Annotated in this window: 12 protein-coding genes; 11 read left to right on the plus strand and 1 reads right to left on the minus strand. The window is 56.2% G+C overall.

Going from position 1 to position 14,985, the window contains the following annotated elements; genetic code table 11:
* Nucleotides 1-36 precede the first annotated feature (36 nt).
* From dnaE to pyk, 6 genes are all read left to right on the plus strand, one after another.
* Nucleotides 37-3,318, plus strand: a complete 3,282-nt coding sequence (gene dnaE / locus GS3922_RS02495) for a DNA polymerase III subunit alpha (protein WP_063165029.1) — start codon at nt 37-39, stop codon at nt 3,316-3,318.
* A 209-nt stretch (nt 3,319-3,527) separates the two neighbouring features.
* On the plus strand, nt 3,528-4,130 hold the full coding sequence (locus tag GS3922_RS02500) for a FadR/GntR family transcriptional regulator (protein WP_063165030.1): 603 nt from the start codon (nt 3,528-3,530) through the stop codon (nt 4,128-4,130).
* 75 nt (nt 4,131-4,205) lie between these two features.
* Entirely contained in the window at nt 4,206-5,078 is an 873-nt protein-coding gene (gene accD, locus GS3922_RS02505; protein ID WP_063165031.1) for an acetyl-CoA carboxylase, carboxyltransferase subunit beta, read from the plus strand.
* A complete protein-coding gene (gene accA, locus GS3922_RS02510; RefSeq protein ID WP_063165032.1) occupies nt 5,063-6,040 on the plus strand; it encodes an acetyl-CoA carboxylase carboxyl transferase subunit alpha in 978 nt (325 codons plus the stop codon). Before accD ends, accA begins: the two co-directional genes overlap by 16 nt.
* 186 nt (nt 6,041-6,226) lie before the next feature.
* Complete coding sequence (gene pfkA / locus GS3922_RS02515) at nt 6,227-7,186, plus strand: 6-phosphofructokinase (protein WP_063165033.1); 960 nt, start codon at nt 6,227-6,229, stop codon at nt 7,184-7,186.
* 27 nt (nt 7,187-7,213) lie between these two features.
* On the plus strand, nt 7,214-8,977 hold the full coding sequence (gene pyk / locus GS3922_RS02520; protein WP_063165034.1) for a pyruvate kinase: 1,764 nt from the start codon (nt 7,214-7,216) through the stop codon (nt 8,975-8,977).
* 50 nt (nt 8,978-9,027) lie between these two features.
* Here pyk and ytvI read toward each other — a convergent pair whose 3' ends face one another.
* Complete coding sequence (gene ytvI / locus GS3922_RS02525) at nt 9,028-10,146, minus strand: sporulation integral membrane protein YtvI (RefSeq protein WP_063165035.1); 1,119 nt, start codon at nt 10,144-10,146, stop codon at nt 9,028-9,030.
* A gap of 93 nt (nt 10,147-10,239) precedes the next feature.
* Here ytvI and GS3922_RS02530 point away from each other — a divergent pair, with 93 nt between their 5' ends.
* From GS3922_RS02530 to GS3922_RS02550, 5 genes are all read left to right on the plus strand, one after another.
* The gene (locus GS3922_RS02530) at nt 10,240-10,695 is read left to right on the plus strand and encodes a DUF441 domain-containing protein (RefSeq protein WP_063165036.1); all 456 of its coding nucleotides are present in this window, start codon (nt 10,240-10,242) and stop codon (nt 10,693-10,695) included.
* 268 nt (nt 10,696-10,963) lie between these two features.
* A complete protein-coding gene (gene citZ / locus GS3922_RS02535) occupies nt 10,964-12,082 on the plus strand; it encodes a citrate synthase (protein WP_063165037.1) in 1,119 nt (372 codons plus the stop codon).
* 72 nt (nt 12,083-12,154) lie between these two features.
* Nucleotides 12,155-13,426 carry an NADP-dependent isocitrate dehydrogenase gene (icd, locus tag GS3922_RS02540; RefSeq protein WP_063165038.1) on the plus strand — a complete coding sequence of 424 codons (1,272 nt, stop codon included), beginning with the start codon at nt 12,155-12,157 and terminating at the stop codon, nt 13,424-13,426.
* Between the two features lie 25 nt (nt 13,427-13,451).
* Nucleotides 13,452-14,390: a malate dehydrogenase gene (gene mdh, locus GS3922_RS02545; protein ID WP_063165039.1), complete on the plus strand. Its 939-nt coding sequence runs from the start codon at nt 13,452-13,454 to the stop codon at nt 14,388-14,390.
* An 81-nt stretch (nt 14,391-14,471) separates the two neighbouring features.
* Nucleotides 14,472-14,939: a MaoC/PaaZ C-terminal domain-containing protein gene (locus tag GS3922_RS02550; protein ID WP_063165040.1), complete on the plus strand. Its 468-nt coding sequence runs from the start codon at nt 14,472-14,474 to the stop codon at nt 14,937-14,939.
* Nucleotides 14,940-14,985 lie beyond the last annotated feature (46 nt).

A 14,985-nucleotide genomic window follows, 5' to 3' on the forward strand; every position in this document is an offset into this window, starting at 1 on the left:
CTGCCCGTGAAACGTACGGATGAAGGAGGGATGGCCATGACGTTTGTCCATTTGCATGTGTTAAGCGGATACAGCTTGCTGCAAAGCACGGCGACGGTCGAGGCGCTTGCGGCCAAAGCGAAACAGCTCGGCTACGAGGCTTTGGCGCTCACGGACCGCCATGTGCTGTATGGCGCCATTCCGTTTTACCGGGAGTGTCAGCGCCACGGCCTTCGCCCGATCATCGGCATGACGGCTGATGTCGCCCTTGACGGGGATGGTGTGGCATTTCCGCTCGTCCTGCTGGCGGCCAATGAGGAAGGATATCGCCATTTAATCGAGATCAGCACAGCGGTTCAAATGGGGGAAGAAAAGCATATTCATGAAGTCGCCCTCCGCCGTTTGAGCGGCGGCATCATTGCCCTCACTCCGGGGCCGGACGGACGGGTTGAATCGCTGCTTGCCGCCGGAGAGATTGCGCGGGCGAAAGAATCGCTGCTTCGCTACCGGCAGCTGTTTGCCGGCCGTTTGCATATAGCCATCCGGCGCGGCGAGCGGACGCGCGCTCCATACGAAGGCGGGCTGCTGCGGCTGGCTGAAGAGACCGGCGTTCCGATCGTTGCGACGAACGATGTCCGCTACGTTGAGCGCGAGGATGCACTCGCATGGCGCTGCTTGCAGGCGATTGACCGAGGGGTGCCGCTTGCAGATATGGCGGAAGAGGCTGGGCGTTATTTGGCGGCGCCAGACGAGATGGCCCGCCGCTTTGCTGATTTGCCGGAGGCGCTTGCCAACAGTATGAAGATCGCCAATCAATGCGCGCTCCATATCGAGTTCGGCCGCCGGCGGCTGCCGAAGTTTCCGGTGCCGGATGGAGAGACGGCGGATGGCTATTTGCGCCGCTTGTGCGAACAAGGGCTCGCCCGCCGCGTGCCATCAGCTGACGCACGCTACCGGGAACGGCTTGAGCATGAGCTGCGCATCATTCAAACGATGCGTTTTAGCGACTATTTTTTGATCGTCGCCGATGTGCTCGCCTATGCCCGTCAGCGCGGCATTTTGACCGGCCCGGGCCGCGGCTCGGCGGCCGGGTCGCTCGTCGCCTACGTTTTGTCGATCACCGATGTCGATCCGATCCAATACGGGCTCTTGTTTGAGCGGTTTTTAAACCCGGAACGGGTGTCGGTCCCGGATATTGATTTAGATTTCCCCGATGACCGCCGCGAAGATGTGATCCGCTATGTCGTCGGCAAATACGGCCGTGACCGCGTCGCGCAAATCATTACGTTCGGCACGTTCGGCGCCAAAGCGGCGCTGCGCGAGACGGCAAAGGCGCTTGGCGTCCCCAGGCGCGAAGCGGAACAAGTTATGGCGCTGCTGCCGAACAAACAAGGCGTGACCATCAGCCAATGGCAGCGCGAATCCGCCGCCTTCCGCCGCGCGTTCAGCGCCCTCCCTAACGGGGAGCGGTGGCTTGCGATCGCCCAAAAACTCGAAGGGCTGCCGCGCCATACGTCGATCCACGCTGCTGGCGTCGTCATCAGCCCGGAGCCGCTCATGCGCGATGTGCCGCTGCAGCCAAGCCATGGCGAGTGGCCGCTTACGCAATACGCCATGGGGGCGTTAGAAGCGCTTGGTCTGTTGAAAATCGATTTTCTCGGCTTGCGCACGTTGTCGCTGCTCGGAGAGATGGTGCGCCTCGTCGAACGGCAGACGGGAAAGCCGTTTGACGTGCGTGCGTTGCCGCTTGATGATGAAAAAACGTATGCGCTGCTTGGCGCTGGGGATACAAGCGGCGTTTTCCAGCTTGAGTCAGGCGGCATGAAGCGCGTGCTTGCCGAACTGCGTCCGTCGACATTGGAAGAGGTCGTCGCCGTCAATGCGCTGTACCGGCCGGGGCCAATGAACATGATTCCCACTTATATCCGGCGCAAGCGCGGCGAAGAGGCGATTTCGTATCTCCATCCGGACCTTGAGCCGATTTTGGCCCCGACATACGGCGTTCTCATTTACCAAGAACAAATTATGCAAATCGCCGCCCGGCTCGCCGGGTTTTCGCTCGGCAAAGCGGATGTGCTCCGGCGGGCGGTGGCGAAAAAGGAAAAAGCGCTGCTCGCTGAATATCGGGAAGAATTTGTGGCCGGCTGCGCAGCGAACGGCTATCCGGCGCCGATGGCCGAGGAGTTGTACCGGCAAATCGTCCGCTTCGCCGATTATGGCTTTAACCGAAGCCATGCCGTCAGCTATACGCTGTTGTCGTATGCGATGGCGTACATGAAAGCCCATTACCCGCGTTGCTTTTATGCGGTCATGCTCTCGAACGCGTCCGGTGATCGGGAAAAAATGGCGCTTTATAGCCGTGAGGCGTCACGAAAAGGCATTCCGATCCTGCCGCCGTCGGTCAACCGGAGCGGCTATCGGTTCACCGTGGAAGGGGAGGCGATCCGCGCGGGGCTGGCGGCGGTGAAGCACGTCGGCTCGGCGGCGAAGCTCATCATGGACGAACGAAGGGAGCATGGGCCGTTTGCCGACTTTTTTGATTTTGCCGTTCGCCTGCTGCCAAAGGGGTTGGCGCGTCCAGCGCTTGAGGCGCTGATTTCCGTCGGCGCGTTTGACGAGTTGGGCGGGGAGCGGGGGGCACTTTTGGCCAGCATGGAGATCGCCATCGAACACGTGCAATTGATGGGGCCATACTTAGAGGCTGGCGGGCTGTCGCTCAAACCGAAATACGCGGATGCACCGCCGCTTTCCCCTGCCGAGCGGCGGCAGCGGGAAAACGAATGGCTCGGCTTCGCTGTCACCCCGCACCCGGCCGTCGTCTGCCGCCCGCTGTTTCAAGCGGCTCGGGCGGTGCCCATAGCGGAAGTGCACGGTTCGCCGGCCGTTGTCGGCGGCTGCATCGCCGAGCTGCGGAAAACGAGAACGAAGTTCGGGGATGAAATGGCGTTTATCACGGTCAGCGATGAAAGCGGAGAAATGGAGGCGGTCGCTTTTCCGTCCGTCTATGCCCGCGCGGCTGGCGAACTTGCGGAAGGGAATTTTGTGCTGCTCGCGGGAACGATGGAGATGCGCGCCGGACGGCGGCAGCTCGTTCTCCGCCGGGTGGAACGTCTGTCGGCGTCGGCGCTGTATATTCATGCGCGGCTTGCTGACAAACCGCGGCTTTCCGCGCTCAAGCCGCTGCTTGAACAGCATCGCGGCAGCACTCCGGTTTATTTGTACGATGAAGTCAAGCGGACGCTCCTCCGCCTGCCGGAGCAGTATGGCGTCGCGCTGACCGCGCCGCTTATTGATGCATTGACCGCTTTGTTCGGCGCCGGTGGCCTAGCCGTCAAATAAATCGCCCTTTACTATTTCGTTATTTTGTTATATCGTATAACCATTAGGTGGTCAGACCAGTATGGAAGCTAGAAGGCAGGGGAAACAGCGGCTTCTCGTCATTCAACGGCTTTGAAGGCCGTTAAAGAGCAGGATTCATAAGTTTTTTCATTGGAGAAATATCCTTATTACCGAATCGCCGGGAGGGATCTCCGTTCAACGACGAAAAAGTGTATGCCGAGACGCTCAAGCATATTCACCGCCTCATTGTTCACGATGGCCTCGCCCCCGGCGACAGACTGCCGTCGGAGCGGGAGCTCGCTGAACGGCTCGGTGTCGGCCGTTCGTCGGTGCGCGAGGCGCTGCGGGCGCTCGAATTTCTCGGCCTGATTGAGACGCGGCGCGGGGAAGGTACATACATGCGCGAGATCGGCAGCCATCAGCTGATCGATTTGCTGGCGATGTTTTTGCTTGAAAATGAACGGGCGAAAGCCGACTTGGCGGAAACGAAATGGCTTGTCGAACGGTTGCTGCTTGAGCTTTTCTGTCAACGCCGTAGCGAGGAAGCCATAAGCAGGCTTGAAAAAACCGTTCGCCAAAAGCCGATCGATTTCGAGCGATTTTTTCAGACGGTCGCCGAGGAGGCCGACAATTATTTGCTTGTCCGCATTTGGCGGGCGCTGTCCGCGTTTGCGGCCGCCTTTGCGCCGAAGCCGCCGCTTGCGGATTCGTTTTATGACCAGCTGCTAGCAGCATTGAAAAAGCGCGATCGGACGGAAGCCGTCGCCGTATGGGAGGCGCATCGGCCCTGGCCATTGTCGAAAAAGAACTGACACCGTTTGACAAACAATCCTACCTATTTTCGATAAAGTAGTAGAGAGGCGAAAACGCAAAGGAGGGGCTCCCTCGTGTGGAAAGATTTGTTTGTAAAAAAGAAAAAATATGCGGCACTCCCTTCCGAGCAGGTGAGGGCCGAAGTGCCGGAAGGCGTGATGACGAAATGCCCGCAATGTAAAAAAATTATGTATACAAAGGAATTGGTGAAAAACTTGCGCGTTTGTTTAAGCTGCGGTTACCATCATCCGATGCCGGCGCGCGAACGGATTGCCAGCATGCTTGATGACGGCAGCTTCCGCGAGTATGATGCCGGCATGGTGTCGGTCAACCCGCTTGGGTTTCCCGGCTACAGCGAAAAGCTGGAAGAAGACCGGCGCAAATCAGGGCTAAACGAGGCGGTCGTTACCGGCGAAGGGACGCTTGAAGGCCATCCGCTCGTCATCGCCGTGATGGACTCGTCGTTCCGCATGGGCAGCATGGGCTCCGTTGTCGGCGAAAAAATCGCCCGCGCCGTCGAGCGGGCGCGCGAACAACGGATGCCATTTCTCATTTTTACCGCTTCCGGCGGCGCCCGCATGCAAGAAGGAGTGCTAAGCCTGATGCAAATGGCCAAAACGAGCGCCGCGCTCAAACGATTCAGCAATGACGGCGGCTTGTTTATTTCCGTTATGACCCATCCGACGACGGGCGGCGTGTCGGCAAGTTTCGCCTCGCTTGGCGATTACAACTTCGCCGAACCCGGGGCGCTCATCGGTTTTGCCGGCCGCCGCGTCATCGAGCAGACGGTGCGCGAAGAGCTACCGGAAGATTTCCAGACGGCGGAGTTTTTGTTAAAGCACGGCCAGCTGGATGCCGTCATTCACCGCCATGAGCTCAAAGAGAAGCTCGCGATTGTGTTCGCAATTCATGCGGGAGGAGGGGAATCGGGATGGTGGCGGAATTAGAATTTGAAAAGCCGCTTGTTGAGCTGCGCCGCAAAATTCAAGAGCTGAAAGAGTTTATGAAAACGGCGGACGTCGATTTGTCGGCGGAAATCGAGAAACTGGAGGCGCGGCTCGCCAAGCTTGAGAACGAAGTGTATGCGAACTTGACGCCGTGGGACCGCGTACAAATCGCCCGCCATCCGCAGCGGCCGACGACGCTTGATTATATTGAGCGGCTGTTTACGAACTTTCTCGAATGCCATGGCGACCGCTGCTTTGGCGATGATGAGGCGATCGTCGGCGGCATCGCCGATTATGATGGGCTTCCGGTGACAGTCATTGGCCACCAGCGCGGCAAAGATACGAAAGAAAACTTGCGCCGCAACTTCGGCATGCCGCACCCGGAAGGCTACCGGAAGGCGCTCCGGCTCATGAAGCAGGCGGAAAAGTTTTCCCGTCCGATCATTTGCTTTATTGATACAAAAGGCGCCTATCCGGGCAAAGCGGCCGAAGAGCGCGGCCAAAGCGAAGCGATCGCCCGCAACTTATTTGAAATGGCGGGACTGACGGTGCCGGTCGTCTGCATCGTCATCGGCGAAGGCGGAAGCGGCGGGGCGCTGGCGCTTGGTGTCGGCAACCACATTCATATGCTCGAAAACTCCACGTACTCGGTCATTTCGCCGGAAGGGGCGGCGGCCATCTTATGGAAAGATGCATCATTGGCGCAGCGGGCGGCGGAAACGATGAAAATTACCGCTCACGACTTAAAGACGCTTGGCGTCATTGATGAAATCATTCCGGAAGTGAAAGGCGGCGCCCACCGCAATGCCGACGAGCAGGCGAAAGAAATCGACCGCGTGCTGCGCGCTTCGCTTAAGCAGCTGCTGGCGCTCGACGGCGAGGCGCTCGTGGAACAGCGCTACGAAAAATTTAAACAAATGGGCCAAGTCTCGTTTTTACAAGAGACGATTCGGGCAAGATAAGGAAAAAAGCTGTCTCCTTCTGTGGGACAGCTTTGTTCTGTTCAGAAAAACTTGTTCGTGTAAGCCGTTTCAGCGAAGGCTTCCATATTGTGTTCCGTAGTGGTTCATGGTACATTAGGAATGTTCAAGAGCGACAGACGTATGAGGTCGGACGTGTTGAATTTGATGTAAATGAGGTGGAAAATCATGAAACGGATTGGTGTATTGACAAGCGGCGGCGACTCGCCGGGGATGAACGCGGCCATTCGTGCTGTCGTCCGCAAGGCGATTTACCACGGCGTGGAAGTGTACGGCGTCTACCATGGCTATGCGGGGCTGATCGCCGGCAACATCAAAAAGCTGGAAGTCGGCGATGTCGGCGATATTATCCACCGCGGCGGCACGATGCTCTATACGGCCCGCTGTCCGGAGTTTAAGACGGAGGAAGGGCAGAAAAAAGGGATTGAACAGCTGAAAAAGCACGGCATTGAAGGGCTCGTTGTCATCGGCGGCGACGGTTCGTACCAAGGGGCGAAAAAACTGACTGAACATGGCTTTCCGTGCGTCGGCGTGCCGGGGACGATTGATAACGACATTCCGGGCACGGATTTTACGATCGGCTTTGATACGGCGTTGAATACCGTCATTGATGCCATTGACAAAATCCGCGATACGGCCACCTCGCACGAACGGACGTACGTCATCGAAGTCATGGGCCGCCATGCCGGCGACATCGCCTTATGGTCCGGTCTTGCCGGCGGGGCGGAAACGATTTTAATTCCGGAAGCGGACTATGATATGAACGACGTCATCGCCCGCTTGAAACGCGGCCATGAGCGCGGCAAAAAACATAGCATCATCATCGTCGCCGAAGGGGTTGGCAGCGGCGTTGACTTCGGCCGGCAAATTCAAGAGGCGACCGGGTTTGAAACGCGCGTCACCGTTTTAGGCCATGTGCAGCGCGGCGGGTCGCCGACCGCGTTTGACCGCGTTTTAGCGAGCCGTCTTGGCGCCCGTGCGGTTGAACTGCTGCTCGAAGGAAAAGGGGGCCGCTGCGTCGGCATCCAAAACAACCAGCTTGTCGACCATGACATTGCCGAAGCGTTGAGCCAGAAACATACGATCGATCAGCGGATGTACTTACTGTCAAAAGAACTGTCCATCTAATTCCCGAGGGGAAAGGAAGAAGAAACGATGAAGCGGAAAACGAAAATCGTCTGTACCATTGGGCCGGCAAGTGAAAGTGTGGACAAGCTCGTACAGCTCATTGAAGCGGGAATGAACGTGGCCCGTCTGAACTTTTCACACGGCGATCACGAGGAGCATGGACGGCGCATTGCCAACATTCGCGAGGCGGCGGAGCGGACGGGCAAAACGGTCGCCATTTTGCTCGATACGAAAGGTCCGGAAATCCGGACGCACAATATGGAAAACGGAGCGATTGAACTGAAAGAAGGGGCGAAGCTCGTCATTTCGATGAGCGAAGTGCTCGGCACGCCGGAAAAAATCTCGATCACTTATCCGGGATTGATTGACGATGTATCCGTCGGTTCGAAAATTTTGCTCGACGACGGGCTGATCGGCCTTGAGGTCACTGCGGCCGACAAACAAGCCGGAGAAATCGTGACGACCGTTTTAAACGGCGGTGTGCTGAAAAACAAAAAAGGGGTCAACGTCCCGGGCGTGCGCGTCAACTTGCCAGGGATTACCGAGAAAGACCGTGCTGACATTTTGTTTGGCATCCGCCAAGGAATCGATTTTATCGCCGCTTCGTTCGTGCGCCGGGCGTCCGATGTACTCGAAATTCGCGAGCTGCTTGAGGCGCACGATGCCCTCTATATTCAAATTATCGCCAAAATTGAAAATGAAGAAGGCGTCGCCAACATCGACGAAATTTTAGAAGCGGCCGACGGCCTGATGGTGGCCCGCGGGGATTTAGGCGTCGAAATCCCGGCTGAAGAAGTGCCGCTCATCCAAAAGCTGTTGATCAAAAAGTGCAATATGCTCGGCAAGCCGGTCATTACGGCGACGCAAATGCTCGATTCGATGCAGCGCAATCCGCGGCCGACGCGGGCGGAAGCAAGCGACGTCGCCAACGCTATTTTTGACGGCACGGACGCCGTCATGCTTTCCGGGGAAACAGCGGCCGGCCACTACCCCGTCGAAGCGGTCAGAACGATGCACCAAATCGCGCTCCGCACCGAACAGGCGCTTGAGCACCGCGACATTTTGTCCCAGCGTACAAAAGAAAGCGCGACGACGATTACTGATGCCATCGGGCAGTCGGTCGCCCATACGGCGTTGAATTTGGATGTCGCCGCGATCGTCACGCCGACGGTGAGCGGAAAAACGCCGCAAATGGTGGCAAAATACCGCCCGAAAGCGCCGATTATCGCCGTTACCTCAAACGAAGCGGTATCGCGCCGGTTGGCGCTCGTCTGGGGCGTCTATACGAAAGAAGCGCCGCATGTGAACACGACCGATGAAATGTTGGATGTGGCCGTCGATGCGGCGGTGCGTTCCGGTTTGGTGAAGCACGGAGACTTGGTCGTCATCACGGCCGGCGTGCCGGTCGGGGAAACCGGTTCGACGAACTTAATGAAAGTGCACGTCATCAGCGATCTTCTCGCCAAAGGGCAAGGCATCGGCCGCAAGTCAGCGTTCGGCAAGGCCGTTGTGGCGAAAACAGCGGAAGAAGCGCGGCAAAAAATGGTCGACGGCGGCATTTTAGTCACGATCAGCACCGATGCCGACATGATGCCGGCGATCGAAAAGGCGGCGGCGATCATTACGGAGGAAGGCGGGCTGACAAGCCATGCCGCCGTTGTCGGTTTAAGCCTTGGCATTCCGGTCGTCGTCGGGGTGACCAACGCGACAAGTTTGTTTAAAGACGGGCAGGAAATTACCGTCGACGGCGGGTTTGGCGCTGTCTACCGCGGCCATGCGAGCGTCTTGTAATGCGGTTGTCGACCAACGAAAACAGCCTTGGCCATAAGCCAAGGCTGTTTTTATGAGACCGGCTTGCCGATGATAAAGCGCCAAATGTCGCGAAAGACGTTGGCGCTATGGAGCGTGCGGATGATGACGAGCGCGACCGGACCGGCGATCAGTCCGAGAAAGCCGAGCAGCTTGAAGCCGACAAACAAGGCGATGAGCGTCGCGAGCGGGTCAAGGCCGATCGATGAGGAGAGCACTTTCGGCTCCATAATTTGCCGTTGGACGAGAACGACGATATACAACACGCCGAGCCCGATCGCAAACGGGATGTCGCCGCTGACCGCCGCGTAAATGATCCAAGGAACGAACACAATCCCCGTCCCTAAGTAGGGCAAAATATCAACGAACCCGATGATCAAGGCGATCGTAATGGCGTAATCGACGCGCAAAATAAGCAAGCCGATCAGCACGATGACCGTCGTAATCGAAATGAGCGTCGCCTGCGCCTTAATAAAGCCAAACAGCGCCCGCTTCAAATCAAGAAACACCGTTTTTCCGCTCGTGCGGGCTTTCGCCGGCAGCCATTGCTGCACCATCCGCATGAGGCGATGCCAGTCTTTGCTGATGAAAAATGTCGCGAGAAGCGAAAAAATAAACACCGTCGCCGCGTTCGGCAGCCAGGCAAGAAGCTGCGGAATGTTTTGCAGCACGCGCTGGATAAATTCGCCGACCGTCGTCGCGATTTGCGTCCCGACCGCCTGGATGTTTTGCATAATCGTATCTTGTTGGTTAGCGTTTAAGCTTTTAAACAAGACCGCCAAGTCTTGATAGAGCGGGATGAGCTGATTGGCGGCAAACGACTCCATATACGCAATGAGCGCTTGGAATTTTTCCGGCACAACGTCGGCCAAGTATTGCGTTCCGGAAACGATTTCGGCAATTAACAGCGTCACGATTCCAGCGACGGCGGCAAACAGGACGATCAACGTAATGCTGACGGCGAGCCAGCGCGGCATTTTCGCCCTCCGCTCTAAAAAATCAACGAGCGGATTGATGAAAAGCGCGATAAAAAAGGCAATAATAAACGGGTACGTCACCGTCGAGACATAGTACGCGGCAATGGCGCCGAACACAACGGCGGCGATGACAATGAGCAAGCGCAAAAAACGGTCGACATAGACTCGGGACAATGTTTCACCCCCAACGGTTCTCCATACTGATATATTACATGTTTCTTTACGAAGAAGCAAAAAGACAAGTTTCAGAGGAAAGGGCGGACGATCGTGAACGAACCGGTGTTGTTTTTGCTCTTGTTGCTGGCGATCGGGATGCTGGCGAAAAATCAGTCGCTCGTTATCGCCATTGCCGTGTTGCTGGCCATCAAACTGTTCGGCTTGGACGGGCGGTTGCTGCCGGCCATTCAGGCGAAAGGAATCAACTGGGGGGTTACGGTGATTACGATTGCCGTGTTGGCGCCGATCGCCGCGGGAGAGATCGGTTTTAAGCAGCTCGTCGGCTCGCTGCAGTCGGCGGCAGCTTGGATTGCGCTCTTATCCGGCATTTTTGTGGCGCTAATTGCCAAAGGCGGCGTGACGCTTTTGGCCAATGATCCGCACATCACGGCGGCGCTCGTGTTCGGCACGATCATTGCCGTATCGCTGTTTCACGGGGTGGCAGTCGGGCCGTTAATTGGCGCAGGCATTGCCTATACGGTCATAAAAATGGTAGAATATTTTTGAAGCTGGGGCGAGAATCGTTATTCCTGTGTAATAATCTTTTGCCAAATGGATGCATTCCCATTCACAAAAGTCTGATAATTGTTTATAATAATAGGCGTAAGCAAGTTTTCGGGTCAAGCAACACGCACGCTGCCGCAGCAGGGCGGCAGCCGGTGCGGCAATGTAAGCACTTTCGTGTGCGGATTTGTTTTTGCATCCATTTCGAGCAAGCGCTCATCGGCCATCGGTCGTTATGGCCGGAACTTATGAAGAGAAGGGGAGATTGAACATGACAGTAACCCGTGGGTTAGAGGGAGTTGTGGCCACAACTTCAAGCATCAGTTCGATCATCGATGACACGTTGACGTATGTCGGTTATGACATTGACGATTTAGCCGAAAACGCTTCCTTCGAAGAAGTCGTTTATTTGCTCTGGCATCGGGTGCTGCCGACAAAAGAGCAGCTGGCGGAGCTGAAACAGCAGCTTGCTGAAAATGCGGCCATTCCGAACGAAATCATTGAGCATTTTAAATTATATCCGATCGATCAAGTGCACCCGATGGCGGCGTTGCGCACGGCGATTTCGCTTCTCGGCCTCTATGATGAAGAAGCGGATGTCATGACGAAAGAGGCAAACTATCGGAAAGCGATTCGCCTGCAGGCAAAAATCCCGACGATCGTCACCGCATTCGCCCGCGTGCGCAAAGGATTGGAACCGGTTGCGCCGCGCCAAGATTTAAGCTTTGCCGCCAATTTCTTGTACATGCTTACCGGTGAGGAGCCGAACGAGATCGCGGAGGAGGCATTCAACAAGGCGCTCGTGCTTCATGCCGACCATGAGCTGAACGCGTCGACGTTCACGGCGCGCGTCTGCGTGGCGACGCTGTCAGACATTTATTCCGGCATCACCGCTGCGATCGGTGCGTTAAAAGGGCCGCTTCACGGCGGGGCGAACGAAGCGGTCATGAAAATGTTGACGGAAATCGGCACGGTCGACAACGTTGAGCCGTACATCCGCGGAAAACTGGCCAACAAAGAAAAAATCATGGGCTTTGGCCACCGCGTCTACCGGAAAGGCGATCCGCGCGCCAAGCATTTGAAAAAAATGTCGGAAAAGCTGACGAAGCTAGTCGGCGAACCGCACTGGTATGAAATGTCGACGAAAATTGAAGAGATCGTCACATCGGAAAAAGCGTTGCCGCCGAACGTTGACTTTTATTCCGCCTCGGTTTACCATTGTTTAGGAATCGATCATGATTTATTTACGCCGATTTTTGCCGTGAGCCGGACATCGGGATGGCTGGCCCATATTTTAGAGCAATACGACAACAACCGTCTCATTCGTCCGCGCGCGGAATACACCGGCCCGGGCAAGCAGGTGTACGTTCCGATCGAACAGCGCGGCTAAACAAGTGGACAAGGCGGTGAAGGCAAGTCCTTCACGCCTTTTCAATAAAAAATGGCATTGGGGGTTTTACTCGTGACGCAAGGGGAAAAAATTACTGTCACCAATGGTGTGCTCAACGTTCCAAACAATCCGATCATTCCGTTCATTGAAGGGGACGGAACCGGCCCGGACATTTGGGCAGCCGCTTCGCGCGTGCTCGAAGCAGCGGTGGAAAAAGCGTACAAAGGCGAGAAGAAAATCGTCTGGAAGGAAGTGCTCGCCGGTGAAAAGGCGTATAAACTGACGGGCAGTTGGCTTCCGGATGAAACGTTGGAGACGATTCGTGAATACATAATCGCCATTAAAGGGCCGTTGACGACGCCGGTCGGCGGCGGCATCCGCTCGCTGAACGTGGCGCTCCGCCAAGAGCTCGACTTGTTCGTCTGCCTCCGCCCGGTCCGCTACTTCCAAGGCGTTCCGTCGCCGGTCAAACGGCCGGAAGATACGGATATGGTCATTTTCCGCGAAAACACGGAAGACATTTACGCCGGCATCGAGTATGCGAAAGGCACGCCGGAAGTGAAAAAAGTGATCGACTTTTTGCAAAACGAAATGGGTGTGCGCAAAATCCGCTTCCCGGAAACGTCCGGCATCGGCATCAAGCCGATTTCTGAAGAGGGAACGAAGCGGCTCGTGCGTGCGGCGATCAACTATGCGATCGAACACGGCCGCAAATCGGTCACGCTCGTCCATAAAGGGAACATTATGAAGTTCACCGAAGGGGCGTTTAAAAACTGGGGCTACGAGCTGGCTGAACAAGAGTTCGGCGATAAAGTGTTCACATGGGCGCAATACGACCGCATCGTTGAAGCGGAAGGAAAAGAAGCGGCGAACAAAGCGCTGGCGGACGCGGAAGCGAATGGCAAAATCATCATTAAAGACGCCATCGCCGACATCTTCCTGCAGCAAATTTTGACGCGCCCGCGCGAGTTTGACGTCATCGCGACGATGAACTTAAACGGCGACTACATTTCCGACGCGCTCGCGGCCCAAGTCGGCGGCATCGGCATCGCGCCGGGGGCGAACATCAACTATGAAACCGGACATGCCATTTTCGAAGCGACGCACGGAACGGCGCCGAAATACGCTGGCTTGGACAAAGTCAATCCGTCGTCCGTCATTTTGTCCGGCGTCATGATGTTTGAGCATCTCGGCTGGAATGAAGCAGCTAAATTGATTATTCAAGCCATGGAAAAAACGATTGCGTCCAAAGTTGTAACGTACGATTTCGCCCGCCTGATGGAAGGGGCAACCGAAGTGAAATGTTCGGAATTTGCTGATGCGCTCATCCGCAATATGGACTAACCATTTAAGAAGGGGATGGCAAACGATGGCGATGAAACGGAAAAAAATTTCGGTCATTGGCGCCGGATTTACGGGGGCGACGACGGCGTTCCTTTTGGCGCAAAAAGAACTTGGCGACATCGTGCTTGTCGACATTCCACAGCTTGAGAATCCGACGAAAGGGAAAGCGCTCGATATGCTTGAGTCGAGCCCGGTGCTCGGCTTTGACGCAAACATCATCGGCACGTCGGATTACGCCGACACGGCGGACTCCGACATCGTCGTCATTACGGCCGGCATCGCCCGCAAGCCGGGAATGAGCCGCGACGACTTAGTGACGACAAACCAAAAAATTATGAAACAGGTGACGAAGGAAGTCGTCAAATACTCGCCAAACTGCTACATCATCGTCTTGACGAATCCCGTCGATGCGATGACGTATACGGTCTTTAAGGAGTCGGGATTCCCGAAAAACCGCGTCATCGGCCAATCGGGCGTCCTCGATACGGCGCGCTTCCGCACGTTCGTCGCCCAAGAGCTGAACGTTTCAGTAAAAGACGTCACCGGGTTTGTGTTGGGCGGCCATGGCGACGATATGGTGCCGCTCGTCCGCTACTCATATGCCGGCGGCATTCCGCTTGAAACGCTGATTCCAAAAGACCGTCTGGACGCCATCGTTGAGCGGACGCGCAAAGGCGGCGGTGAAATCGTCAACCTGCTTGGCAACGGCAGCGCCTACTACGCGCCGGCTGCTTCGCTCGCCGAAATGGTCGAGGCGATTTTGAAAGACCAACGCCGCATTTTGCCGGCGATCGCCTACCTTGAAGGCGAATACGGCTATGAAGGCATCTATCTCGGCGTGCCGACGATCTTGGGCGGCAACGGCATCGAGAAAGTGATCGAGCTTGAGCTGACCGAGGACGAAAAAGCGGCGCTCGCCAAGTCGGTCGAGTCGGTCAAAAACGTCATGCGCGTGTTAGAATAACGATAAAGCAAAAATTCGGGCATTGTCCCGAATTTTTGCGCCTTCTCTTTGAAAGCGTTTTCTATACAAAGGGGTGGGAACGTGTTAAAAAAACGGAAGCTCGGGAGAACGATCGGGGAAATTCAACCGGGAGAAAAGCTTGTCTTCCAGGCGGCTATCGAAGATAAAGATTTGCTTCTTTATCTCGGGCTGACCGATGATGCGAATCCGCTTTACATTCAGCATGACTACGCCTCACAGACGCCGCTTGGGAAGCCGATCGTCCCGTCCGTCATGCTGACGGGGATGATCACGTCAGCCGTCTCCAAATATTTGCCGGGTCCAGGAAGCTACATTACGCGTCAAGATATTCGCTTTCTCCGCCCGGTCTACCATTATGAAACGCTCGAATTTTTGCTAGAAGTGACAGAGGTCGACGAGGCGGGCCACTGTGTCACATTGACCGTGGCGGCGACACGCGGTGAGGAGACGGTGCTTGACGGAACGCTGTCCGTCTGTCCGCCGCATGCGCTGCCGCGCTTTGACGGCCGCGTGTTAGAGAATTTTTGACAGAAAGAGAAAACGAGACTGCTCGGGACTGTTTTTCCAGGGCAGT

Origin of the sequence: Geobacillus subterraneus (assembly GCF_001618685.1) — a bacterium.
GTDB classification, from domain to species: domain Bacteria; phylum Bacillota; class Bacilli; order Bacillales; family Anoxybacillaceae; genus Geobacillus; species Geobacillus subterraneus.